The sequence below is a fragment of the Microtetraspora sp. NBRC 13810 genome, from assembly GCF_030268685.1.
In the GTDB taxonomy this organism is placed as follows: Bacteria; Actinomycetota; Actinomycetes; order Streptosporangiales; family Streptosporangiaceae; genus BSRQ01.
Genome location: NZ_BSRQ01000013.1, coordinates 210,629 through 234,969, shown reverse-complemented (window position 1 = coordinate 234,969; position 24,341 = coordinate 210,629). Strand labels below are relative to the sequence as shown.

Here is a 24,341-nt window from a genome sequence, read left to right as displayed (position 1 = left end):
GGATGATCGCGTCCTCGTAGTTGTGACCCTCCCACGGCATGAACGCCACCAGCAGGTTCTTGCCCAGCGCCATCTCACCGTTGTCGGTGCACGGACCGTCGGCGATCACCTGGTTCACCTCGACCCGGTCGCCTTCGGAGACGATCGGCTTCTGGTTGATCGAGGTGCCCTGGTTGGAACGCTTGAACTTGGTGACCCGGTAGGTGGTCCGGGTGCCGTCGTCGTTCATCACGGTGACGTAGTCGGCGGAGACCTCCTCGACCACACCCGCCTTCTCCGCGCTGATCATGTCGCCCGTGTCGGTGGCGGCCCGGTATTCCATCCCGGTGCCGACCAGCGGGGCTTCGCTTCTCAGCAGCGGCACCGACTGGCGCATCATGTTCGCGCCCATGAGCGCCCGGTTGGCGTCGTCGTGCTCCAGGAACGGGATCATCGCGGTGGCCACCGACACCATCTGGCGCGGCGACACGTCGATGTAGTCGACCTCCTCGGCACGGGCGAGCTCGGTCTCGCCGCCCTTGGTGCGGACGAGGACCCGAGGGTCGGCGAACGACCCGTCGGGGTTGAGGACCGTGTTGGCCTGGGCCTTGACGAAACGGTCTTCCTCGTCGGCGGTGAGGTAGTCGATCTGGTCGGTGACCTTCCCGTCGACGACCTTGCGGTATGGCGTCTCGACGAAGCCGAAGGCGTTGAGGCGGCCGTAGGAGGCCAGTGAGCCGATCAGGCCGATGTTCGGGCCTTCGGGGGTCTCGATCGGGCACATCCGGCCGTAGTGGGACGGGTGCACGTCACGGACCTCGAAGCCGGCCCGCTCACGGGACAGACCACCGGGGCCGAGCGCGTTCAGCCGTCGCTTGTGCGTCAGGCCGGCCAGCGGGTTGGTCTGGTCCATGAACTGGGACAGCTGGGAGGTGCCGAAGAACTCCTTGATCGACGCCACCACCGGGCGGATGTTGATCAGGGTCTGCGGCGTGATGGCCTCGACGTCCTGGGTGGTCATCCGCTCGCGGACGACCCGCTCCATACGGGCCAGGCCCAGCCGGACCTGGTTCAGGATGAGCTCGCCCACGCTGCGCAGACGGCGGTTGCCGAAGTGGTCGATGTCGTCGATCTCGACGATGACGGTGTCGACCGGCGCCTCCTGGGCGGCCGGCATCGAGTCCTCACCGGCGTGCAGCCGGACGAGGTATTCGATCGTCGCGACGATGTCCTCTTCGGTGAGCGTGCCTTGGGAGATCTCACTCCCGACGCCGAGCTTCTTGTTGATCTTGTAGCGGCCGACCTTGGCGAGGTCGTAACGCTTGGGGTTGAAATAGAGATTCTCCAGCAGGGTCTGGGCGGACTCCTTGGTCGGCGGCTCGCCCGGACGCAGCTTGCGGTAGATGTCGAGCAGGGCGTCGTCCTGGCCCGAGGTGTGGTCCTTCTCCAGCGTGGCGCGCATGGACTCGTACTGTCCGAAACGCTCCAGGATCTGGTCGCTGGTCCACCCGAGAGCCTTGAGCAACACCGTGACCGCCTGCTTGCGCTTGCGGTCGATGCGCACCCCGACGGAGTCCCGCTTGTCGATCTCGAACTCCAGCCAGGCGCCCCGCGACGGGATCACCTTGCACCCGTACAGGTCCTTGTCGGAGGTCTTGTCGACATTGCGCTCGAAGTAGACGCCCGGCGAGCGGACGAGCTGGGAGACCACGACACGCTCGGTGCCGTTGATGATGAACGTGCCCTTCGGCGTCATGAGCGGGAAGTCGCCCATGAACACCGTCTGGCTCTTGATCTCACCGGTGGTGTTGTTGATGAACTCCGCCGTCACGAACATCGGGGCGGAGAAGGTCATGTCCTTGTCCTTGCACTCGTCGACCGAGTGCTTGGGCGGCTCGAACCGGTGGTCGCGGAACGACAAGGACATGGTTCCGGAGAAGTCCTCGATGGGACTGATCTCCTCGAAGATCTCTTCGAGACCGGACTGGGCCGGAACGTCCTTGCGCCCGGCCTGACGAGCCGCCTCGACCCGGGCCTTCCACTTCTCGTTGCCGAGCAACCAGTCGAAGGACTCGGTCTGGAGAGCGAGAAGGTCGGGAACCTCCAGGGGCTCCTGGATACGCGAAAAGGAGACGCGACGGGGACCGGCGGGTACGGCGGAGGCGTTGCGCGAGGCTGCCAACAAGATGTCCTTCCGAGGGCTCGCGGCGGACTGACTACACGCACGCCAGACGACATCGCACCGTGAGCGAAGCGAAGCGGGTCATCTAGGAGGCAGCGTGGAGGACGAGCGTACTCGCTCTATCTAAATTTGTCCACGCTCCCGCAGACCTCTCCCGTCGGTCGCATTTACAGGATGACCGACACCGCCACCCTTGTCAAGCCACCGGACACGCAGGTCGAGTCGATCGCCGGAGGCCCGATTCACGGCCTCGGAAAGGCCACTTCTCCTCCGCCCGCCGCTGCCGGGCCGCCTCCCACTGCCGCGGCTCATCGTCCTCATCAGCGTTTTCCTCGTACCAGCCCGTGATCCTGCCGGCAGGGAACGACATTCTCCCTTTCTTTCATACTCGGCTCCTTGTGCTTGAAGAACAAGGCTGTGATTGTGCGCGATGTGTCACGACAATCGGGTGCATGATGTCTTCCCATGGCGCGATAGGCGGCGGCGCGCTCGTCGGGCGGTTGGCTCATGTGCGCTGGATCGCCGGTGGGACAGGAGCCGGCAAGAGCACGTTGACCGAGGCGGTGGCGCGTCGCCACGACGTCCTGATCTACAGAGGGGACCGGGCGGAACACGACTGGCTGGCTCGGAGCACGCGGGAGCGGCATCCCCGACTGCACGCCCTGCGCGGCGCGGCGCCCGGGCAACAGTGGGCGGGCCGGTCGGCGCGGGAGGTGTTCCGGTCGATGGCCGGGTTGCACGGGGAGACGGCCGGCTTTCTCGTCGAGGACCTCCTCGCCCTCCCCGGCGACCGGATCATCCTGGTCGACTACTTCGGCGTCCTGCCCAGGGATGTCGCGTCGTTGCTCTCCGGCGGGCACCAGGCGGTGTTCCTGCTGCCTTCTCCCGGATTCCGGCAGCGTGTCCTGACCGATCGGTATGCCGACCCGCAACGGGCCCGGGCCACCTGGGGAGCTCACGAACCGGAGGAGATGCTCGTCAAGCGCCTCGCGCGAGACGCGCTGTGGGACGAGGAGGTCCGCCGTCAGGCCACGACGTACGGGCTGCGCACGGTCGCGGTGGACGGCACCCGTCCGGTCGATGACCTCGTGACCGAGGTGGCCGATCATTTCCGGCTGCCCCCGGGGGTATAGAAGGGCTCGTCGGGACGGTCAGAAGTTGGAGATGACCGACGTGAAGACCTCGTCGATCAGGTGGGGGTCGCGGGAGTCGTAGGCGTGGCCCTCGGTGAGGTCGGCGATCTGCTTCAGGACCTTCTGGTCGGCCTCTTCGCCGTAGCCGATGGTGAAGACGCGGATCGAGTCCTCGCTCGGCTTGTCCAGGATCCGGAGCAGGTGGGGGAGGTCCAGGCCCACCTCCTCCTTCTCGTTCTTGCCGTCGGTGAGGAAGACGATCGCGTTGATGGCGTCCGGGTCCCTGGCGGCGCGCATCCGGTCGAAGGCGGCGGCCACCGTGTCGTAGAGGCCGGTGCCGCCCTGGACGGTGATCTCGGCTATCGCCTTCCTGAGCCTGCCGCCCACTTCGGACATCGGGCCGGGCGGCACGGTCTCCACGTAGTCGAGGTCGCCGTCCTGCCGGGTGGAGAAGACCCACAACCCGAGGCGGTCGTCGGGGCGGAACTCCGGCAGCGCCGCCAGCGCGGCCTCCTTGGCGAGTGCCAGCCGGGTCTTGGCGGGACCGCGCGTCAGCGTGTTCATGGAGCCCGACTTGTCGATGACCATGAGCACGTTGGCCGGTTTGCGGAGCCGGGACCAGCTTTCCAGGATCGCGTCGATGACCTCGGGCGCCGGCGTGTTGAGGGTCCTGATCGCCGTGCTCGCGCCGCGCGGGGGCACGGCCGGTCCGGGCCGTCCCAGGTGGTCGCGGTAGCCGTACGACTGGAACTCCGCCTGTACGGCGGGGCTGTGCAGGTAGCGGAGGAAATCGTCGGCGACGGCCTTCTCCGAGGCGGTCATCCAGTGGTCGAGCCGGATGTAGGGGTGGTCGGAGTAGAGCGTGCCCTCCTTGGGGTAGAAGGCGATCAGCTTGTCTCTGGGCGGCGGCTGCTTCCCGAGGGTGGCCGGGTCGCCGGTCGGGTTGCCCCGGTTGTAGTCGATGACCGAGTTCTCCTCGACGGTGACCGCGGAGATGTAGTCGTTGGCCTCGCCGCGCTGGTCGGCCCGCTGGAGGTTCTCCAGGAAGGTCAGGGAGATGTCGCCGTAGTGCACGATCGAGCGTTCGACGTTTTTGACGAATCCCTGGACGTCCGGCTGCTGGACGTCGGTGACGGTCAGGTCGGAGGCTTTGCCGGTCGCGGCGTAGTAGGCGCCGATGGTCGCGTTGAGGCCGGAGGTGGAGTAGTTCGGGTTGGTCTTTCCGAGTTTGAAGGCTTCTTGGCTGCTGGTGGTGAGCGTGGCGAGATCGGCCCAGCCGATCGGCCGGTCGAGCCAGCCCCGCTTCTGGGCGACGGACTCCAGCACCGCGATCACCAGCGGGGTGGTGACGATCGAGGGGTGGTCGTAGTCCGGCACGGGATCGGCTTGGTCGACGGCGCTCTCGTACTGCTCCAGGAGGGTGATCCAGACGGATGACGCCGGGCTCCACACGTGCGGCCGTGGGCCGCGCTCCTGTTCGTTCCAGCCGTCGGCCAGCGCCTTCATCGCGATCCCCGAGTTCACGGAGACGATCTCCACCTGACCGCAGATGTCGTCGCCGACCTGCCGCCCGCTGTACTTGCCGGCGACCTGGCTCAGCACGCCGTCCTTCTCCTGGGAGGCCGCGATACGGATCTTGACCGCGGTCCCCGCGCACGGCGGCCGGTTCCGGTGGAGGACCTCGATCACTCCGGTGAAAATCGTCAGGGCGACCAGGTTGGTGGCCAGCATCGTGGCGCCCAGGGACAGGAAGGTCCTGCCGTCCTTCGGCAACCGGCCCTTCCACCACTGCCACAGCGTTTTCGTCAGGCGGCTTGTCAGCGCGACGGGGCTGGTGACCTGAACGATCGGCTCGATCTTCTTGGCCAGGAAGGCGTTGACGATATGGAGCACCACGGCGAAGACCAGGCAGGGGAGGAGGTAGATCCCGCCCCGGTCGGTGGCCAGGTTGATGAGAGCGTTCGCGCCCACGGCGAACAGCGCGTAACCCAGCAGGTTGCCGCCGCTCCGAAGCAGATCGTTCACATGACCATGGTGCTGCTTGGCCAACCTTTGGTGCGCAATGGTACGAAAATCGTAATCTGCTTCGGCTTTTCGTCGGATGACCCCCGCTGAATTAGCCGGATAAGTCGCGAAAAATCGTAGATTGACCGGTTCTTTGTTGATCATGTGGATGGGCGGGTCATCCGCAGAAATGGATTCTGTACGGGTGGGGGCGGTCGTCAAATGGGTTTCGGGGTGGCGGGGGTCGCTGACATACTCCACGAGCGTGAAAGCGAACCCCGGCCCCACCCTGGCCGTCGGCGCCCGTGACCCCCGGCTGAGCAGGCGGCTCGACGACGAGCTGACCGCCTTCAACGAGGCCGCGATCGGCGTCCCCTACGGAGACTCCTTCTCCGTCAAGGTCACCGACGCGTCCGGTGACCTCGTCGGCGGGCTGACCGCCTGGACGTGGGGCGGCTTCTGCGGCATCTCGATGCTGTGGGTGCGGGAGGACAGCCGGGGAGACGGGTGGGGGAGCAGGCTCCTCCAGGCCGCCGAGGCGGAAGCCGTACGACGCGGCTGTGACCGGGTCGCCGTGTCCTCCTTCACCTTCCAGGCCCCCGGCTTCTACCGGCGGCACGGCTACGCCGAGACCGGCCGGATGCTCGGCTTCCCCGGCGGCCACGAGGACGTGCACCTGTTCAAGCGGCTGACCGGCGTCTGACGGCCACCGGCGAGAGCCGCCTCCGCTACCCGAGGGCGGCGGCGGCCCGGTTCCGGAGGTCGGGCTCGTGGGCGGGGGTGGTGCGCAGGGAGAGGGTGAGGCCGGTCTTCGCCGCTTCGGTGAGGATGGCGAGGAGGGTGCCGAACTGGTCGGGGGCCTCGGCGCTGAGCAGGTCCTCGGCGTGCTCGACGATCAGGGCGACGGCACCGGCGGCGGTCGCGTCGCGCAGGGAGTCGGCGAACGCGTCCCAGTTGTGGCCGAAATAGCCGGGGAAGCGCAGGGCCCGCGCCGCCTCCTCGAAGAAGGCGGCGCGGGTCCGGCAGGCGCGTCCGTCGACGACCGCCGGCGCGGGCGCGGTGGAAACCGTCAGCCAGTGCGGCAGCGGACGTGCGGCGGAGGTCATGGGAAGTCCTAGAGCCGGTAGAAGTCGGTGTAGTGGTTCGGGGAGAACCAGGTCACGCCGGTGCTGCGGTTGACCACGATGCGGTAGGCGTCACGCGCGGCACCCCGCGCCCGCGGGTAGACGTCGTACTCGTAGTAGGTCGCGCCGCTGGGCAGCTGGCCCTCACGGTTGTAGAAGCGACCGCCAGTGTAGTTGTACCTGCCGCCCGACCAGGTGTACCAGCCGGCGGACGTGGGGTAGCCCTTGGAGGCCCACGTGGCGTCGGCGGCGCGCGCGTCGGCGCAGCGGGAGATGGTGCAGGAGTTGTAGACCGCGGCGTTGGCGGGGGTGATGCCGACGACACCGGTCATGGACATGACGGCGGCGAGCAGGACGGTCAGCCGTGCCAGCCAGAACAGTCGGGGGCGATGCTGGGTGCGCATCGAAGCCTCCTTTGCGGGGGGAACAGACACCCGTCAGGATCTCCGTCAGAGCCGCCCGAAGGAAGACAAAGATCGTAAAAGCTATGGTGAACAATTCCCGGCGGACAGCCTCACCGCGGCCCCGGGCGCGCCGGCCCGGCCGGGACGCGTCCGAGGGGTGGGTCCGAGGGGCGGGTCCCCGGCCTGCTCGCGCCGGCCGAGGACCCGGCGGTCACTCCCGGAGGTCCCACGCCCGGGGAACGGGAGAGGGCTCGGGGGCGGGTCCGGCCTCGGGGCCGGGGACGACGGTGACCTCGATGGTGTCGGAGCTGTAGGCGCGGGACGACTCGACGATCCAGTCGTCCTTGACCCGGTCGGCCGGGACCGGCTCGCCGAAGTAGGAGTTGTCCGGGTAGCTCCACCACAGCCGGTAACGCGCTCCCAGCCCGCGCCGGTCCAGCTCGGAGCGGACTTCGGCGACGGTCTTGCCGTGCACGTCGAAACCGTCGCGGTGGTATCCGTCCAGGGCGCCCTGCCACCTGCCGGTGTCCGCCGGGGGTATGTCGGCGTACGGCTCGCCGGGCGCGGCGGGGCGGCCGATGCCGAAGGCGAGCCTGCTGGGCAGGTCGCCGTGCAGCGTGTACGTGGCGCAGTACACCGCGGCGCAGGCGCCGTCGGACTTCATGGTCATGCTGCCCCGCCAGTCGGGGTCCGTGAGGGCCGGGCCGTACAGCTTGCCCACGTGGTCCGGCATCGCGGGGATCATGCGCACCGTCGCGTTCACCCCGATCGCACGGAACGCCTCCTCGAAGCGCCGGGGGTCGGCGGCGGGGTCGATGACGTCGATGCTCAGCGAGCCGGGGCTCAGATCGACGGCGACGGCCGCGTTGGCGTAGGCGGTGACGGGGCCGCCCGCGGGCAGGCCGACGCCGAGGACGACGGCCGCGGCCAGCCCGATGACGGCCGTGCCGAGCAGCACGCCGCGGCGGAGCGGGGAGCGCCACGGAGAGCGGCGCGGCGGCGTGGCGGGCGCCGGCTCCTCGGACATGATCGCGTTCATCAGCGTCCGGGCCCCCGCACCGGACGCCTGCCCGGCCGGGTCGCCGGCCAGGTCCTCGTCGCGCACATCGGCGAGTTCGGAGATGTTCACAGGGTGCTCCCTTCCAGGGCGATGGCGTACGTGCGGTCGTATCCGGCTCTGCGCAGCCCCCTGGCGAACCGCTTGCGGGCACGGAAGAGCCGCACCCGTACGGCGTTGCGGGAGATGCCGAGCATGAGGGCGATCTCCCCGGCGTCCAGCCGTTCCCAGGCGACCAGGGCGAGCAGTTCCCGGTCGTCGTCGGGCAGGCCGCGGAAGACCTCGCCCATGGGGGAGAGGTCCTCCCGCGGCGGGCCGGTGACCAGCGGGGAGGCGGCGAGCTGCTCCCGTAGCGCCGCGGTCCGCTGGTCGTGGCGGCGTTCACCGCGCCGGTGGTTGGCGAGGACCCGGCGGGCTACGCCGAACAGCCAGAGTCTGGCCTCCTCGCCCGGCGGCACCTCGGCGATCCGCCGCCAGGCGACCGTGAACGTCTCGGCCACCACGTCGGCCGCGTCGTCGGGGTTCTGGCAGCGGCGCAGCACGTATCCGAGCACCGGTCTGTATGCGTGTTCGTACAACTCCACGAACCGGCCGTGGGGGTCGGCTCCCATCCGGCCTCCTTACTTGGATCGACGGTCACCTCGATCCATGTCCGGAATGCCAGAAGCATTACTGCTTTGCCCGTCAGGCGGGCAACCGGGCGAACTCGGTCCTGATCCGGGCGAGGAGTATGCGCAGGTCGTCGCCATAGACCGCGGCCGCGGCGAACGACTCGAAGATCTCCTCGTGCGCGGCCAGCTCGGCCTCCCCGCTCAGTGTGACGTCGCCGGTGAAGCTCTCGGCCACGCTCACCGTCCCGTCGTAGATCGTGAACCCGTGCAGCGGGAACGCGGGGACCGGCGCCGACCACGGCACCACGCCGAGCCGTACGTTCGGCAGCTCCGCCACCTGGAGCAACCGGTCGAGCTGGGCCGGCATCAGCGCGGGTGACCCCGGCCAGGTGCGCACGGCGCCCTCGGTGAGCAGGAAGGCGAACTTCCGGCCCGGCTCGGTCAGCATCGCCTGCGCCCCGGTGCGGACGGTCGCCGCCTGCGCCGCCTCCCGCCCGGTCACCTCCCGGCCGAGGGCCAGCGCCGGCCGGGCGTACTCCGGGGTCTGCAGCAACGCCGGGATCATCGCGGCGGAGAAGACCGCGAGCCACCCGGCCGACCGCACCCTGGCCGCGCTCGCGATCTCCCGGGCGACCGGGTCGTTCCTCACGTGGGACACCTCACCCGGCCACCCTACGAGGAATCACGCCGCGATCTCGGCGGGCAGGCCGAACAACGGGAAGATGTCCGGCATCAGGAACGAAACGACCTCGGCGATCTCGGCGCCGCGCAGGACGACCACGTCCAGCCCCGCCGCGACGTAGACCTCCTTGCCCGCGTCCCACATGTAGGTGCCGAACGCGAGCTGCCCGTTGGCCCGCGCGGGCAGGACACGCCACCGCAGCCTCAGCGGACCCTCGACCAGGAACGCCCTGACGGCGTCCCGGCCCTCGTACCATTCGGGCAGCGGCGGCATCGCGTACTTCGCGTCCTCGGTCAGCATGGCCACGATGGCGTCCACGTCGCCGAGCTCCCACGCGGCGGCATAGCGGTCCGCCACCTTCCGGATGCCCGCCTCGTCCAGGGAGCTCAGGGCCGCCTGCCGGCTGTCGCCGGGAAGCCGCAGGGCGAGGGTCTTCCTGGCGCGTTGCAGCGCGCTGTTGACCGACGCGACGGTGGTGTCCAGCAGGCCGGCGACCTCCTGCGCGGAGAACCGCAGCACCTCGCGCAGCACCAGCACGGCCCGCTGCCGGGCGGGCAGATGCTGGAGCGCGGCGACGAAGGCCAGCTCCACCCCCTCGCGGGCGACATATCGCGCCTCGGGGCCGAGGTCCGCGAGCCCCAGCCGGTCGTCCGGGTACGGCTCCAGCCACATCGTCTCGGCCTGTGGCGCGGCGCCGGGGCTGAGATCGGTGGGCAGCTCCCTGCGGCCCCGGCGTTCGAGCATCGTCAGGCACCGGTTGGTGGCGATCCGGTACAGCCAGGGCCGGATCGAGCCGCGGTCCTCGAACCGGTCCAGCCCCCGCCAGGCGCGCACCAGCGCGTCCTGCACCGCGTCCTCGGCGTCGTGGATCGACCCGAGCATCCGGTAGCAGTGCGCCTCCAGCTCGCCGCGGAACGGGTCCACCAGCCGCCCGAAGGCCGCGGAGTCACCCGCCCGCGCGGCATCCAGCAGCTCCGTGTGATCGCCGCTCGTCATTCCCCACCTGCACTCATATGTGGTCCGATATCCACCGGCCGGCGATATCGATATTGGACATCATCGGATCCGGTCTGATTGGCTCGACGCCCTCTGTTCCCGAAGGCAAGGACATGGCATGCGATACTCCCGCTTTCCGGCGGCGACGAAGGCGGCCGGGCTGGCGCTCTCCATACTGCTCGCCGGATCGGCCTGTGGCGCGGGCGCCGCCCAGGCGAGCACGCAGGGCGCGGCGGTCACCGGGCCGGTCTCCCGCGAGGAGCGGGTCCGGCAGGAGCTGCGGAAGCTGGAGGCGTCCTACGAGGGGCGCATCGGGGCCTACGCCGTGGACACCGCCACCGGCAGGACGGTCGGCAACCGGTCCGGCGAGCGCTTCCCGTTGCTGTCCACCTTCAAGGCGCTGGCCGCCGGCGCGGTGCTGCACAAGGCGCGCACGTCCGACCCGGGGCTGATGGACCGGGTCATCCGCTGGAAGGCCGAGGAGGTGGTGGAGTACTCGCCGGTCACCGAGAAGCACGTGCGGGACGGGATGACCGTCGCCGCGTTGTGCGAGGCGGCCATCACCCGGAGCGACAACACCGCGGGCAACATGCTGCTCAGGCAGATCGGCGGCCCGGCGGGGCTGACCGGGTACCTGCGCACGCTGAAGGACCCGGTCTCCCGGCTGGACCGCTGGGAGACCGATCTGAACGTGTGGAAGCCCGGTGCGAAGCGGGACACCACCACCCCGGTGGCCGCGGCCCGCGACCTGCGCGCGCTCACCGCCGGGGACGCGCTGCACGCGAAGGACCGGGCGCGGCTGAACGGCTGGCTGCGCGCGAACCAGACCGGCGACGCCCGGATCCGCGCCGGCCTGCCCAGGACCTGGATCATCGGCGACAAGACCGGTTCCACCTCCTACTACGGCGGGGCGAACGACATCGCCGTCATCTGGCCGGGAAAGTCGGCGGCCCCGATCATCATGTCGATCTACACCGACCGCCGGGCGGCCGACGCCCCGTACGACGAAGCGGTCATCGCCCAGACCGCCACCATCCTGGCCCGCGGCCTGGGCAGGCTCCCCTAGCCGGGGGACGGGCTCCGGCCCGCCCGGGACGCCGGAGCCCGTCTACAGCACCCGCTTCGCCCCGGGCAGGGCGCGTACGGCCGAGGCCAGCAGCCAGCAGAGCGGCAGCGCGATCACGGTCGTCACGGCGAACTTGACCACGGCGGGCGCGTCCAGCCAGACGAAGGCCCAGGCGACGCCGACGAGCACCACCGGGTGCACGACGTAGACCGTGTAGGCGTTCGCGGACAGGAACCGGCCGCGCGGCCCCTGCCGGTCGAAGCGGCGCCGGAAGAGCCACAGCAGCCCGGTGCACATCGCGACCGCGAACGACGAGTGCCAGGCCGCGAGCGCCAGCGTCTGCACCGGGCCCGCGGTGACCATGGCGAGCGGGAACAGCACCGCCGTCACCGCACCGGCCGCCGCGAAGGCCAGGCGCCCCGCCCTCGGCGACAGCGCCTCCAGCCACCGGCGCCGGTAGGCGACCAGCCCGGCGACGAAGAGCGCCGCGTACTGCGGCAGGTACGACGGCGTGGGCAGGCCGATCACCGGCCAGTAAGCCTCGACCGGCACCACCAGCCGCCACAGGAACGTCGCCGCGGTCAGGCCGAGCGTGAACAGCACGACCGCGCGGGCCCGCGGCGCCACCGGCGTCTCCACCACCGGCACCGCCCGCGCGAACGCGCGCCACACCGCGTACAGCGCCGCGAAGACGAGCAGCACCTCGACGAACCACATCGGCCCCGGATCCCAGGTGACCAGGTAGAACAGCCAGTACGGCAGGCCGGGGTCGCCGAGGGCGGCGGCCACCGCCGGGTAGGACTCGAAGTTCACCAGCGGGCGCAGCAGCAGGAGGAAGGCGAGCAGCGGGATGCCGAGCCTGACCAGCCGGTCGCGCAGGAAGAGCCGGCCGCCCTTGCGGTCGTGGGCGCCCGGGGTGAAGAGGCCGGAGATGAAGAAGAACGCGCCCATGAAGAACGCCTGGTCGAAGGTGACCAGGATGTCCAGGGCCAGGCCGGAGGGGTCTTCGGCGGGCTCGACGTGGTACCAGAGCGGGATGTTGCCGTAGGTGACGGCCAGGTGGTGCACCACCACCAGGACGGTCAGGGCGACGCGCAGGTTGTCGAGGTAGAGCAGCCGCCCGGTGCGTAAAGGTGTCCCGGGTGTCGTCGTGGCGGTCATGAAGGGGTCTCCTCAGCGCGGGTGGCGTGCTCGAAGATGTCCGCCAGCTCGCGGGCGTGGGCTTCGAGGTCGTGCTCGGGGAAGGCGCTCCAGTAGGCGAACATGTTGTCCAGCGCCGCCTGGTGGGTGATGGCCATGACCCGGATGTCGAACGGGCGGAACTCCCCGTTTCGCTGGCCGAGCCGGTAGATGTGCTCCAGGACCTGGAACAGCTCCTCGCTCGTGGTGATCCCGTAACGCGGAGTGCCGTCGGGGCGGCGCAGGTGGATGAAGATCTCGCCCAGCGCCTTGAGCTGCGTGCGGTGCCCGCGCATGTGCTGGGCGACGCCGAGGATCTGGGTCCGCAGCAACGCGGTCGCGCTCTTCTGGGCCATCATCATCGGCGACACCGCCTCGACGATCTCGCTGTAGACCTGGGTGACCACTTCCTCCATCAGCTTGTCCTTGCCGGCGAAGTGGTAGGAGATCACCCCCTTGCTGATGCCCGCGTGCTCGGCGATGCGGGCCAGCGACGCTTTGGCGAAGCCGTGGCCGGCGATCACCTCGATGGCCGAGGCGATGATCTGCGCCCGGCGGGCCGTCTCGATGAACGATCGCGACTTCTGGCCGCTTGGCCTACTTTTTGACTGCACGGCCAGAATTTAGCACGGTGGGACAGATTCGCGGGAGACAGTTCTCCGTGCCCCCGGTCCACCGCCGCCGGAGCCGCGTCGTCTAGGCTCGGGATCCTGGCCACTTCGAAGGACACGCGTATGACCCTCGACGCCCGCACACTCCTCCCGATCGCCGAGCACGCCGTCACCATCGCCAGCCAGATCGTCACCACCAGGCTTCCCGGCGCCGTCACCGCCAAGGGCGACCGCGACATGGCCACCGAGGTGGACTTCGCCGTCGAGGACGCGCTGCGCGACTTCCTCACGAGGGAGACCCCGGAGATCGGCGTCCTCGGCGAGGAGGAAGGGCTCACCAACCAGGGCGGCAACGGGCTGACCTGGGCCCTCGACCCGATCGACGGCACGGTCAACTTCATGCACGGGCTGCCGATGTGCGGCACGTCCCTGGGCCTGCTCGACGGCGACGTCCCGGTGCTCGGCGTGATCGAGCTGCCCTTCCTGGGCGAGCGTTACACCGCCGCGGACGGTACCGGCTCGCGCCTCAACGGCGAGCCGATCGCGGTCGCCGGCGCCGAGCGGCTCTCCTCCGTGGTGGTCGCGATCGGCGACTACGCCGTCGGCCCGGATGCCGAGACGGTGAACGGGCGGCGCCTCGTCCTGGCCAGGACCCTGGCCGGGAAGGTCCAGCGGCTGCGCATGCTGGGCTCGGCCGCCACCGCTCTCGCCTGGATCGCCGCGGGCAGGATCGACGCCACGGTGCTGTACACCAACAAGCCCTGGGACACCGCGGCCGGAGCGGTCATCGCCCGCGAGGCCGGGGCAGCGGTCGCCGACTTCGACGGCACCCCGCACACCATGAGGTCCGCCGCCACCCTCGCCGCCAACCCGGCCGTGCTGGCCGGCCTCCTCGACCTCGCCCGGCCCGTCTTCCCACCGGACGGACAGGGGGACGGCGCCGCGCCGAGTTCGCCGGGGGCGCCTCTGTCACCCTCGAAGCCACTGCTGTCGTGAGTAGTCCTTCAGCGTGATCGCGTTCGCGGCCCTGCGGATCGGCTCGCTGATCCGCCTGACCATCGCGTTCCTGCCCGGCAGGTGGGGCATCAGCCGCAGCATCAGCATCTGGAACCGGATCTGCGCGGCCGACGCCGCCACCATCCCTTGAGGTTGGGCGCCGCGAGCTTCTGGTTCTCCTCGGCGAAGTGCCGCATCTCGCGCTCGTACGCGGCGAAGCCCGCCGCGTGACCGAGTCGCCGAACACGTACTCCACGTCGTGCCTGGTCGCCTCGTACAGCAGGTGGGCCAGGTCGCCGCGCTGCTCAACGAGGCGCTCGTGCAGGCCATGGCCGAGTGGGGGGAGGAGCTGGAGAGCGCCCTGGCCGCCGGTGACACGGCCGGCGCGACCCCGGCGCAGCGGTTCGAGGCCGCCTGGAGCCGGATCGTCGAGTCGTTCGCCCGGCTCGGCCCGCTGTGGGCCATCCAGTTCGAGCTCGTCGCCCAGATGGACCGCATGCCCGAGGTGCGTGAGGCGTTCGCGGCCGCCACCCGCAGGTCCCGGCTCGGCCTCGCGGCGCTCTTCCACGATCTCGACCCGGACGCGGACGAGGAGAAGGCGCTCGCCCTCGGCGGCTTCTACCAGGCGCTTCTCGCCGGGCTGGCCACGCAGTACCTCGTCGATCCGAAGTCCGCCATCTCGGCCGCGGCCCTCACCGAGGCGCTCGCCATGATCACCGCGGAGTGGAGCGGCGGGTGATCGTGCGGCCTGGTCCCGGGCCAGGCCGCATCGGCGCGGTTCCCCTCACCGCGGGGTCACAGCAGCGAGGTCACGTCCCTGAGCACGTTCGTGACCAGGCCGAGTGCCGAAGTCACCTGGCTGGACACGAGCTGCGGGGCATACCGCTCCGCCAGCGCGGCGTCCCACCGCATCAGGTTGGCGAGGTCGCCGTCCAGCGAACCGTTGACCGACACATCGAGGCCGTTGACGGAGCCGCTCAGCGACACGTTGCGACCGGGGCCGTTCAGTGATCCGTTCACCGATCCGCCCAGCGGCCGGTTGCCGCCCAGTCCGCCGAGTATGCCGTCCAGGGACAGGCCGGAGTCGGACGCGTTCAGCGACGCGTCCAGGCCGGCGACCGGAATCATGCGGTCGCCGCCGCCCGCGAAGCCGCGGTCGCCGGTCAGCCAGATCGTCCAGACGCCCTCGCGGGGCAGCAGCGGCTGCCGGTCGAAGACGAACCGCTCCCGCTCCCACTGGGGACCGGGCCACGCCCGGGCGGTGGGCGCGGTGTTCAGCCCGATCTGTGCCAGAAGGTTCCTGGCCTGCGCGGAGACGGACACGCTGAGCTGCCGGGCGGCCCTGACGGCGTCCACCGTGGTGAAGGCCATCGGCGGCAGCGCCGCGCCGCTCTGGTATCCCGGTACGCCGTAGGTGTCGGCGTAGCTCGGCATCAGGACCGCCAGGCCCCGGCCCAGCATCCTGTTGATCTCGGTGATGTCCACCGCGAACTCGATGTCCCGCGGGGTGGGCGCGTACACCGCCAGCGGCCGTTCGCCCTGCGGGTACGGGTCCGAGGGCACGAGCAGCATGCCGGTCGCCGGGACGAAGGGCACGTTCGCCCGCTCCGCCCTGGTGTCGCCGAGCGGGTCCGCGCTGCCCGGGTGGGCGAGGCGGGTCCGGTACTTGATGAGGAACGCGTGCGTGCCGGGGAACTCCCGCGCCACCCGTCCGGAGGAGACGATCGACCGCCGGTCCACGCCGTCCCTGCTCCACGTGCCCCAGTAGTCGAGCAGCTCGCCCATGGAACCGTCCCGGAAGCCCGGGTCGGTGGCCTTGTCCAGCCGGTAGAACGGCTCGGTCCGTTTGTCGAAGCGGTCAAGCTCCGCCTGGTCGTCCTGAGCGGCCGGGACCGCGCGGTCCTCGGCGATGGCGAATCCCGGCCCCGCGGCGACGAGCGAACTCGTCAATATCGCGGTGATCGCCCACCTGTTTTTCATATATATCCTCCGGGTACAGAGAGGTAAGGGTTGGAACATCCGCTAATCGGAGCCCTGGTCACCTGCGGCCTGCTGATGAGCTGGTGTGTTGCCGCCAATTCTGGTTATCGGGCGCACGATAAGGCGTTCCTGGCATACCTCGACCAGGCAGGATTGAAGCCCAAATACGCGTCAGATTTTTCTCAATTACTGCTGCGGGTGGGCTGTTTTTTATCTATATAACCCCGGATGTGTGGAAATGGTCCGGGGGAGAGTGGCTCGTGAGAGTGGCTTGTGGGAGTGGCTCGTGGGAGTGGCCGGGTTTCGGGCGATGCCCCCTGCCCCAGGTTCCGCGTGCGGTGCGGAACCTGGGGCCCGTTCAATCGGCGGCCAGCTCTTCGGCCTCCACGTGCAGGGCCCAGGTGAGCAACAGCTCCAGCCTGAGCTCCGCGTCAAGGAGGTCGGACACCAGGTCGTGCATCAGACCCTCCCTAAGGAGGTTGGGCTCCCTGCACACATAGACGTCCGGGCAGCCTTAGAGGTTGACCGAAACGGCGAGATTTTCTGACGCACGCTCCGTGGCCGGAGTGTTACCGGTAGATCCGCCGGTCAGCGTGCAGGCGCTCGGCGAGCCGTACGGTGATGAACTCGTTGTTGTCCGGCTTGCCGGGCGTGCGGCCGTTGGAGCCGGGGAAGTTGTTGTCGTCCAGGACGCCGATCGTGCGGTCGTCGAGGATGACGACGTCCTCGATGGTCTGGAACGGGAAGCGGAAGGTCTCGCCGAAGCCCGCGATGCGCTTGGGATTGGCCAGGTTGAGCAGGTCGGCCACCATCGTCTTGTCCATGGCGCCGTCGCGGTCCCGGTCCCGGGTGTCGACGATGTAGATGCGCTTGAGCTGTGCGGCGTCGCCCTGCTCGTTGTCCCGCTCGATGATCATGAAGCGGTGGTCGTCGATCGAGATGGCGTCGCCGATCGAGTTCCCGGGGCTCTCCAGCTTGTAGGTCAGCCGCTTGGCGGTGTAGGCCCCCTTGCGCAGGTCGAACTCGTACATGCGCAGCGTGCCCGCCGGGTCGCCGGCCACCGTGCCCTCAAGCAGCGGGTAGAGCTTGCGGCCGTCCAGCGACCTGGCCATGCCCTCGAAGCCCTTGCTGCTGTTCAGGTTGGGCTGGCCGCCGTTCAGGAACGGGTTCTCCGGGGCCTGCACGCCGGGCAGCTTGACCGGCGCGTCGAGCAGCCGGCCCGTGGAGGAGACGTGCAGCAGGAACGGGCCGAACTCGTCGCCGATCCAGTAGCTGCCGTCCGACACCCGGGTGATCGACTCGATGTCGAAGTCGGCGCCGGTGAGCACCCGGTCCTTCCTGGTCAGCGGCCAGGAGACCAGCTTGCGCGGGTCGGAGAGGTTGAAGCCGCCGAGCACCCGCACCGTGTGCCGGGCGAAGTCCGGCTTGATCCGGTGCACCCGGAGCAGGAAGTCGGAGCTGTTGGCCTTGTTGCCGAACCCGTTGTCCGACAGCACGTCGAAGGTGCCGTCGTGCCGGTCGACGATGCCGCTGAAGCCCTGCACCGGCTGGCCGGGGAAGGGGGCGCTGACCCCGTTCACCGGAGCGGTGTCGAGCTGCTTGCCGGAGGGCTCGCTGCCCGGGACGTAGGTCAGCGCGGGGAGCGAGGCGAAGCCGGTGAGCGTGGCCTGCCCCGGGGCCGGGGCGGGCCTGCCCTTGGCCTCCGCGGCGGCGGCGGACTGGGGCTCGGGCTCGGCGTGCGCGGGGGCCGAGATGGCCAGGCCGAGGGTCAGAACGGCGGAGCCCACCGTCATCGTGATGCGTCTCATGGCGGGCACGCTAAAGGGGCCACATGAAGCACTTCCGAACGGCATGCAACGAACTGGATGAGCTTGGTGTCCGCAATGTCCGTCTGGTGGCCCTTACTTGGGCGGAATAAAGTTCGGCACATGAGGATTTTTGCCGATCTCGGCGAACTGAAGGCCGCCAAAGGCGAGCACCTAGGCCACACCGACTGGCGCACGGTCACCCAGGAGCAGGTCAACCTCTTCGCCGACGCCACCGACGACCACCAGTGGATCCACGTCGACCCGGAGAGGGCCAAGGCGGGCCCCTTCGGCGGCCCCATCGCCCACGGGTACCTCACCCTCGCCCTCCTGCCCTCTTTCCTGTCGCAGCTCTTCAACGTCCAGGGGATCAAGATGGGCGTCAACTACGGCCTCAACAAGGTGCGCTTCCCGTCCCCCGTCCCGGTGGGCAGCCGCATCCGCGCCGGCGCCGAACTCATCGACGTCAAGGGCACCCCCGCCGGCACCCTCTCCACTCTCCGCCTCACCATCGAGGTCGAGGGCGCCCGCCGCCCCGCCTGCATAGCCGACTTCCTCGCCCTCTACGTCCCCGCCGACGCCTGATCCCTTCCCCCCCACAGCCCGCTGGCCGGCCCGCCGCAGGCCCCCGACCGGGACCGCGCGGAAACCGGCCACCGGCAGGCGCCCCGGCCTTCCTCAGGGCGCCCCGGCTTTCCTCAGGGCGCCCCGGCTTTCCTCAGGGTGCCTCGGCCTTTCTCAGGGCTCACCGCCCGAGTAGAGGATCGCCGCCTGCACCCGGCTGCGCAGGCCCAGCTTGTTCAGCACCCGGCTGACGTGCGTCTTGGTCGTCGCCTCCGCCATGTCCAGCTCCCGGGCGATCTCCGCGTTGGACAGCCCCCGGCCGATGCACGCCAGCACCTCACGCTCGCGAGGGGTCAACGTGTCGTACGGCTGCCGCCCGGCCGGTTCCGGCGCCGCGGCGGAAGCCGTACGGGACCGGCCGAACGCCGCGATCAGGCGCCGGGTCACCGCCGGAGAGATGAGCCCGTCCCCGCGCGCCACCACCCGCACGGCGTCGATCAGCGCGTCCGCATCCGTGTTCTTCAACAGGAATCCCGCCGCCCCCGCCTCCAACGCCCCGAACACGTACTCGTCGATGTCGAACGTCGTCAGGATCAGCACGTCCGCGATCCCGCTGAGCCGCCGGGTGGCCGAGATCCCGTCCAGCCGCGGCATCCGGATGTCCATCAGCACCACGTCGGGCCGCGCCGAACTGGCCATCGCCACCGCGCTCTCCCCATCGGCCGCCTCACCCACCACCTCGATGTCCGCCGCCCCATCGAGGATCAACACGATCCCGGCCCGCACCGCCGCATGATCATCCACCACAAGCACCCGAATACTCACAACCTCTCCCCACTCCCCACATCCTCCACGCCCCCACCCACACCCCTCCCTGCCCCAGGCCCCCCGCCGCCCCCACCCGCGCTCTCCGCGCCAGGCACCCCGTCCTCCGTACGTACGGCGGTCCCGGCGTTCCCTGCGCCGGAGACAGGTTCTCCCACCGGCGTGTCGGCGGCGGGCTTTCGTTTCCGGTCGGGGGCTTCGGGGATTTCGGTCGGGAGGTCGGCGCGCACCCGCCACAGTTGGCCACGGAGACCCGCCTCGAACACACCGCCCAGCAGGGCCACCCGCTCGCGCATCCCGATCACCCCGGCCCCGGAACCGGGCAGCCCCGACGACCGCCCGCTCACCGGATTGTCCACGTTCAAGGTCACCTGGTGGGATTCGTAGCCGATGGTCACCGTGGCCTGCTTGTCTCCGTGTTTGAGGACGTTCGTCAGGGCCTCCTGGACGATGCGGTAACCCGCCAGATCGACCGCGGCGGGCAACTCGCGCGGCGTACCGGAGATGTGCAGCCGTGTCACCACCCCGGACCGGCGCGAACGCTCGACGAGATCCCCGAGGTCCGCCAGCCGCCGCCGCGTCGCCTCGCTCTCCTGCGCCTCCTGCTGCCCTTCCTGCCGCAGCAGTTCGATCATCGTGCGCATCTCCGTCATGCCCTGCAGGCTGTTCTCCCTGATGCTCTCCAGCACCCCGTGCACCGCCCGCCCGTCCAGGTCCTTGCGGGACAGCACGGCCGTGGACTGGATAGCGATCGCGCTGAAGTGGTTGGCGATCATGTCGTGCAGCTCACGCGCCATCCGCGTCCGCTCGGTGTTCACCGCCGCCCGGCGATCCAGCTCCGCCAGCCGGGCCACCTGCTCCGCCCGCGTCCGCTCCGCCTCGGCCTGGTCGCGATGCTGGCGCAGGATGATCGCGGTCGACACGGGCGTGAGCAGCACCAGCCCCGCCTGCACGATGCCGACCGCCAGCGCCCGCCAGTCCAGCGTGGAGAACCCGGCGAGCGCCCCCGCCACCACGGCCAGCACCGAGGTCACCCCGAGCAGCCACTTGGTGGCCCACCTGGGCCCGTAGAGCGTGGCGGCATAGAGATTGTCGGTGAAGATCAGCACAGTCGGCAGCGACGGCCCCACCACCAGGTCCGCCGAGATCGCGACGACCCCCAGCCCCAGCGAGAGCATCGGCGCCCGCCGCCGCACCGCCACCCCCAGACACGTGACCAGCAACGGCCCCACCAGCAGGTAAGGCGACTCCACCCGCGCCAGAAACGCGTTCCCGGCCAGCAGCACGAGACCGGTCGCGAAGGCCAGCACGGCCATCAAACAGTCCCGCCGCATAACCCCCATCCCACCACCCCCCACCCCACTCCGGCGTCCCCCACCAGCACGGTCCCCCCTACATCCAAAGGTGTACGCCCACGACCTCACCACCCCGCGCCCTCCCACCCGGAAGCACGCCCACCGAGGCCACGACCCCGCCCCCCTGGCACGCTCCTCCAGGCAAGCAATAGTCGGCTCTATCACCGGTGTCCAAGTGGTAGAGTTCTTCCTGTTGCCGCGCCACCCAGGTGAAGCGGACAACCAAGCGGCCGTAGCTCAATGGATAGAGCATCTGACTACGGATCAGAAGGTTGGGGGTTCGAGTCCTCCCGGCCGCGCAGCAGTAAGAAGGCCCCTGAACAGGCATTACGCCATCAGGGGTCTTTTTCGTTGTGCTGCTCAGCCGGAGCCAGCCTGGGAGCCAAAGGTGTGTGCCTGCCCGAATTCGGCGTCCGTTGCGACCTGGGCCACGCCCTCCTCGCCCGCGGGGAAGGTTGTGAATGCATGGAACAGGCAGATTGATCAAGGGCACGATGCTCCCATGCGTTGTATGCGACGCTCACCGGCACATAGGTTCCTGGGTACGGCAGGCAGGCTCGGGCCGATGAGGATGGTGGGCAACTGCCCGCTGTCCGCTGCGGACGAAAGGCGGGGGAGTGGCAATCTGCTGTCGGTCCGCGTCGGCTTTGTGTAGGGGCTCATCGATCTTGCCGGTATCTGCGCCGCCGGCCTGGGGGCGTCGGAGGGTTCTCGCCGGCTTGTCGGCCGGTTCTGCTCGGCGATCTGTCATCGCCTTCGGCGCACAGCGGAGCAGCCGTGGGCGGCGTGTGCGGCTTTGTGATCCATGGTGGCTAATGTGCCGAGGGTGACCGAGTCGGGCGGCGAACTCATCGGCGGGCGATACCGGCTTCTTGAGCCGGTGGGCACCGGTGGCATGGGCCGGGTCTGGCGGGGCCGCGATGAGCTGCTGGATCGCGAGGTGGCGGTCAAGGAGATCCTGTTTCCGCGCGGCATGGATGCCGCCCAGCGTGAGCTGTTCGGCAAGTGGGGGATGCGCGAGGCACGCTCGGCGGCCCGGCTCAATCATCCGGGCATCATCACCGTCTACGACGTGATCCTGCACGACGGGGCCCCGATGATCGTGATGGAGTTCGTCCGCGGCCTGTCGTTGCAGGAGCAGATCACCCAGCAGGAGCGGCTGGCCCCGGCTCAGGTGGCGCGGATCGGCGCGATGATGCTGGAGGCGCTGGGCGAGGCGCACGCGGCCGGGGTCGTGCACCGCGACCTGAAACCGGCCAACGTGCTGCTGGCCGGCGACCGGGTGGTCATCACCGACTTCGGGATCGCCAGCCTGGCCGGGGACGTCACCCTGACCGCCTCAGGGGTGTTGATCGGCACTCCGGCGTTCATGGCGCCGGAGCAGGCTCATGGACGGCCGGTCACTCCGGCGTGTGATCTGTGGTCGCTGGGAGCGACGTTGTACGCCGCGGTCGAGGGCCGGCCTCCGTACGCGGGGGCGAACCTGATGGCGATCCTGTCGGCGCTGCTGAGTCAGGAGCCCGCGCCGCCGGTGCATGCCGGGCCGCTGGCCCCGGTGCTGACCGGGCTGCTGCGCAAGGACCCTGCCGAGCGCTTCAACGCCGAACAGGCCGGCCGGGCGCTCACCGCCGTTGCCGGCCAGCCGCCCCCGGACCCGCGCCTGAATCCGCCTCCGGCCCCTTCGCCGCCCCCCGCCGCGGATCGGCGGCTGCCCCGGCGTCGTGTCCTGCTCCTGGCCGGACTCGGTGCCCTCACCGCCATCGGCGTGCCGGTCACGATCGCCCTGACCCGCCCCACCGACCCCGCACCGAGTGTCACCCTCACCGGTCACACCGGCCGGGTCTACTCGGTGGCTTTCAGCCCGGACAGCGGAACTCTCGCCACCGGCAGCCACGATGAAACGGTGCGGTTGTGGGATGTGGCGGGCCGCAGGAGTGTCGCCACGCTCACCGGTCACACCGCCGGTGTCTGGTCGGTGGCGTTCAGCCCGGACGGCAGGACTCTCGCCACCGGCAGCAGCGACAAGACGGTGCGGTTGTGGGACGTGGCCGGTCGCAGGAGTGTCGCCACGCTCACCGGTCACACCGCCGGTGTCTACTCGGTGGCGTTCAGTCCGGATGGCAAGATCCTCGCCACCGGCAGCCACGATGCAACGGTGCGGTTGTGGGATGTGGCCGGTCGCAGGAGTGTCGCCACGCTCACCGGTCACACCGCCGGTGTCTGGTCGGTGGCGTTCAGTCCGGACGGCAGGACTCTCGCCACCGGCGGCTTCGACGAGACGGTGCGGTTGTGGGATGTGGCCGGCCGCCGAACCGTTGCGACCCTCACCGGCCACACCTACGGTGTCTGGTCGGTGGCGTTCAGTCCGGACGGCAGAACCCTCGCCACCGGCGGCCGCGATGACACGGTGCGGTTGTGGAACGTGGACGGCCGCTTCGTCGTCGCCACCCTCACCGGTCACACCGCCGGTGTCTGGTCGGTGGCGTTCAGTCCGGACGGCAGGACTCTCGCCACCGGCGGCTTCGACGAGACGGTGCGGTTGTGGGACGTGGCCGACCGCCGAACCGTTGCCACCCTCACCGGTCACACCGCCGGTGTCTACTCGGTGGCCTTCAGCCCGGACGGCAGAACCCTCGCCACCGGCAGCAGCGACGACCACAGCGTGAAGTTGTTGCCGAACCGCTGACCCAGCGCCCTCCGGCGGGGTCTCCGGCCCGCGAGGTGATCACCCGCCGAGAGTCGAGGGAGCCGCATGAGCCACCCAAAGCATGAGCCGCCCAAGTCACGGGCCACCCAGATCATGAGCCGCCGAGATCATGACGGCACCGTTCGCGAAAGGTAGTTCCTCGTGGCTAGTGCATGCTCTCTCGGGTGACGCCGAGTTGGGTGGCGATCTCATCCAGGCAGCGCGGTTCCAGGGTCGTCAGCGGGGTGATGACCTCGCTTTCGAAGCCTTGGGCGAGTGAACGTTTGACCAGGTCGCGGGCCGGTCCGGGGGCAGTGGTCGCGGCGAGTGCGAGACAGTGGGCCGTGTGCTCCTTCAGGTCATCGATGACGGTGACCGCCTCGTTGAGGAGACCTGATCTGAGCATCGCCTCGACCAGGTCGGTGAGGACGCCCTCGGCGAGCACTTCGTTCATCCGGCGGGCTTCGTCCCGGTAGCGGTCCCACAGGCGCAGACGTACGACCGCCTCCACCGGCACAGTGGAAGTGCTGACAACGCTTCCCGCCACCAGGAGGGCATGCTGACCCGCCTCCAGCAGTCGGCTGTACTCGTCGCCGAGTCCTGTGGCCTGACAGGCTGCGGCGAGCCACGGATGGGCCCATATTCCGTCATTCGAGGTCAGGTTCGGATCGGCGATTCTGGCGAGTTCGGCTGTCACGTCGCGGCACAGGGCCCGATGGCCGGAGTCGCACATTTCGACGATCATGGCCGCTGCCTGCTCACGCCGGTGTGCGAGGTCGTGCGGGGAGCCGGCGGGCGTGTGCAGCGCTGTCTCGCGGATGAGTGAGAGCGCTCCGGTGGGGTCGTTCGACCGCAGGTGCGCCCGCAACCTGAGGGCGCGGCCCCGAAGGTCGTCTTCGTCCAGGCGTGTCGTCAGGTTGAGCGCCTCGTCTGCCCGGCCTGCGCGAAGGAGGACGCCGATGAGGTCGCGGGCGACGCGGGACCGCCATCCGCTCCTGCTCTCGTCTTCCGGGTTTCCGACACCTTCGGCCACCAGGGTGGTGAGCAGGTCGAGATCGGCTTCTCGATGGTCGCCGGTCACGACGATGGCCTCGGCGACTTT

Annotated in this window: 22 protein-coding genes and 1 tRNA gene; 9 read left to right on the top strand and 14 right to left on the bottom strand. The window is 69.7% G+C overall.

Features of this window, described 5'->3' with window-relative positions; translation table 11 throughout:
* Window positions 1-2,161 (bottom strand): DNA-directed RNA polymerase subunit beta (gene rpoB, locus QSK26_RS25610; RefSeq protein ID WP_285777791.1); only part of this gene is annotated, 2,161 nt, incomplete at its 3' end.
* Between the two features lie 452 nt (window positions 2,162-2,613).
* On the opposite strand from rpoB, the gene QSK26_RS25605 reads away from it, so the two are divergent.
* The gene (locus QSK26_RS25605) at window positions 2,614-3,294 is read left to right on the top strand and encodes a hypothetical protein (protein ID WP_285777790.1); all 681 of its coding nucleotides are present in this window, start codon (window positions 2,614-2,616) and stop codon (window positions 3,292-3,294) included.
* A gap of 18 nt (window positions 3,295-3,312) precedes the next feature.
* Here QSK26_RS25605 and QSK26_RS25600 read toward each other — a convergent pair whose 3' ends face one another.
* A complete protein-coding gene (locus QSK26_RS25600) occupies window positions 3,313-5,319 on the bottom strand; it encodes a substrate-binding and VWA domain-containing protein (protein ID WP_285777789.1) in 2,007 nt (668 codons plus the stop codon).
* A 244-nt stretch (window positions 5,320-5,563) separates the two neighbouring features.
* Here QSK26_RS25600 and QSK26_RS25595 point away from each other — a divergent pair, with 244 nt between their 5' ends.
* Entirely contained in the window at window positions 5,564-6,001 is a 438-nt protein-coding gene (locus tag QSK26_RS25595; protein WP_285777788.1) for a GNAT family N-acetyltransferase, read from the top strand.
* Between the two features lie 25 nt (window positions 6,002-6,026).
* Here QSK26_RS25595 and QSK26_RS25590 read toward each other — a convergent pair whose 3' ends face one another.
* The 6 genes from QSK26_RS25590 to QSK26_RS25565 form a co-directional block, all read right to left on the bottom strand.
* On the bottom strand, window positions 6,027-6,404 hold the full coding sequence (locus tag QSK26_RS25590) for a barstar family protein (RefSeq protein ID WP_285777787.1): 378 nt from the start codon (window positions 6,402-6,404) through the stop codon (window positions 6,027-6,029).
* Window positions 6,405-6,412: 8 nt separating this feature from the next.
* A complete protein-coding gene (locus QSK26_RS25585; RefSeq protein ID WP_285777786.1) occupies window positions 6,413-6,826 on the bottom strand; it encodes a ribonuclease domain-containing protein in 414 nt (137 codons plus the stop codon).
* Window positions 6,827-7,037: 211 nt separating this feature from the next.
* Window positions 7,038-7,955 carry a hypothetical protein gene (locus QSK26_RS25580; RefSeq protein ID WP_285777785.1) on the bottom strand — a complete coding sequence of 306 codons (918 nt, stop codon included), beginning with the start codon at window positions 7,953-7,955 and terminating at the stop codon, window positions 7,038-7,040.
* Entirely contained in the window at window positions 7,952-8,494 is a 543-nt protein-coding gene (locus tag QSK26_RS25575; RefSeq protein ID WP_285777784.1) for an RNA polymerase sigma factor, read from the bottom strand. Before QSK26_RS25575 ends, QSK26_RS25580 begins: the two co-directional genes overlap by 4 nt.
* Before the next feature lie 73 nt (window positions 8,495-8,567).
* Window positions 8,568-9,143 carry a DUF5753 domain-containing protein gene (locus tag QSK26_RS25570; protein WP_285777783.1) on the bottom strand — a complete coding sequence of 192 codons (576 nt, stop codon included), beginning with the start codon at window positions 9,141-9,143 and terminating at the stop codon, window positions 8,568-8,570.
* 33 nt (window positions 9,144-9,176) lie between these two features.
* Window positions 9,177-10,172 (bottom strand): sigma-70 family RNA polymerase sigma factor, encoded by a 996-nt coding sequence (locus QSK26_RS25565; protein WP_285777782.1) that lies wholly within the window; start codon window positions 10,170-10,172, stop codon window positions 9,177-9,179.
* Between the two features lie 118 nt (window positions 10,173-10,290).
* Here QSK26_RS25565 and bla point away from each other — a divergent pair, with 118 nt between their 5' ends.
* Entirely contained in the window at window positions 10,291-11,238 is a 948-nt protein-coding gene (bla, locus tag QSK26_RS25560) for a class A beta-lactamase (RefSeq protein WP_285777781.1), read from the top strand.
* 42 nt (window positions 11,239-11,280) lie between these two features.
* On the opposite strand, the gene QSK26_RS25555 is transcribed toward bla, so the two are convergent.
* The gene (locus QSK26_RS25555; RefSeq protein WP_285777780.1) at window positions 11,281-12,399 is read right to left on the bottom strand and encodes an acyltransferase family protein; all 1,119 of its coding nucleotides are present in this window, start codon (window positions 12,397-12,399) and stop codon (window positions 11,281-11,283) included.
* The gene (locus QSK26_RS25550; RefSeq protein WP_285777779.1) at window positions 12,396-13,031 is read right to left on the bottom strand and encodes a TetR/AcrR family transcriptional regulator; all 636 of its coding nucleotides are present in this window, start codon (window positions 13,029-13,031) and stop codon (window positions 12,396-12,398) included. Before QSK26_RS25550 ends, QSK26_RS25555 begins: the two co-directional genes overlap by 4 nt.
* 120 nt (window positions 13,032-13,151) lie before the next feature.
* Between QSK26_RS25550 and QSK26_RS25545 the strand changes: the two genes are divergently transcribed.
* The 3 genes from QSK26_RS25545 (at window position 13,152) to QSK26_RS25535 (ending at window position 14,763) form a co-directional block, all read left to right on the top strand.
* Entirely contained in the window at window positions 13,152-14,024 is an 873-nt protein-coding gene (locus QSK26_RS25545; protein ID WP_285777778.1) for an inositol monophosphatase family protein, read from the top strand.
* A gap of 13 nt (window positions 14,025-14,037) precedes the next feature.
* Window positions 14,038-14,175, top strand: a complete 138-nt coding sequence (locus QSK26_RS25540; protein ID WP_285777777.1) for a hypothetical protein — start codon at window positions 14,038-14,040, stop codon at window positions 14,173-14,175.
* A 108-nt stretch (window positions 14,176-14,283) separates the two neighbouring features.
* Window positions 14,284-14,763, top strand: coding sequence for a TetR family transcriptional regulator (locus QSK26_RS25535; protein WP_285777776.1), 480 nt, complete (start codon window positions 14,284-14,286; stop codon window positions 14,761-14,763).
* Between the two features lie 56 nt (window positions 14,764-14,819).
* Here QSK26_RS25535 and QSK26_RS25530 read toward each other — a convergent pair whose 3' ends face one another.
* Window positions 14,820-16,004: a hypothetical protein gene (locus tag QSK26_RS25530; RefSeq protein ID WP_285777775.1), complete on the bottom strand. Its 1,185-nt coding sequence runs from the start codon at window positions 16,002-16,004 to the stop codon at window positions 14,820-14,822.
* A gap of 569 nt (window positions 16,005-16,573) precedes the next feature.
* A complete protein-coding gene (locus tag QSK26_RS25525) occupies window positions 16,574-17,812 on the bottom strand; it encodes an esterase-like activity of phytase family protein (RefSeq protein ID WP_285777774.1) in 1,239 nt (412 codons plus the stop codon).
* A gap of 120 nt (window positions 17,813-17,932) precedes the next feature.
* Between QSK26_RS25525 and QSK26_RS25520 the strand changes: the two genes are divergently transcribed.
* Window positions 17,933-18,394, top strand: a complete 462-nt coding sequence (locus QSK26_RS25520) for a MaoC family dehydratase (protein ID WP_285777773.1) — start codon at window positions 17,933-17,935, stop codon at window positions 18,392-18,394.
* Window positions 18,395-18,547: 153 nt separating this feature from the next.
* Here QSK26_RS25520 and QSK26_RS25515 read toward each other — a convergent pair whose 3' ends face one another.
* Together QSK26_RS25515 and QSK26_RS25510 are read right to left on the bottom strand one after the other, a co-directional pair.
* Window positions 18,548-19,177 carry a response regulator gene (locus QSK26_RS25515; protein WP_285777772.1) on the bottom strand — a complete coding sequence of 210 codons (630 nt, stop codon included), beginning with the start codon at window positions 19,175-19,177 and terminating at the stop codon, window positions 18,548-18,550.
* Between the two features lie 17 nt (window positions 19,178-19,194).
* Window positions 19,195-20,514 carry a sensor histidine kinase gene (locus QSK26_RS25510; RefSeq protein WP_285777771.1) on the bottom strand — a complete coding sequence of 440 codons (1,320 nt, stop codon included), beginning with the start codon at window positions 20,512-20,514 and terminating at the stop codon, window positions 19,195-19,197.
* 265 nt (window positions 20,515-20,779) lie between these two features.
* On the opposite strand from QSK26_RS25510, the gene QSK26_RS25505 reads away from it, so the two are divergent.
* Both QSK26_RS25505 and QSK26_RS25500 read left to right on the top strand, forming a co-directional pair.
* Window positions 20,780-20,852 (top strand) — tRNA-Arg (locus QSK26_RS25505).
* A 527-nt stretch (window positions 20,853-21,379) separates the two neighbouring features.
* A complete protein-coding gene (locus QSK26_RS25500) occupies window positions 21,380-23,239 on the top strand; it encodes a WD40 repeat domain-containing serine/threonine protein kinase (RefSeq protein WP_285777770.1) in 1,860 nt (619 codons plus the stop codon).
* Window positions 23,240-24,341 lie beyond the last annotated feature (1,102 nt).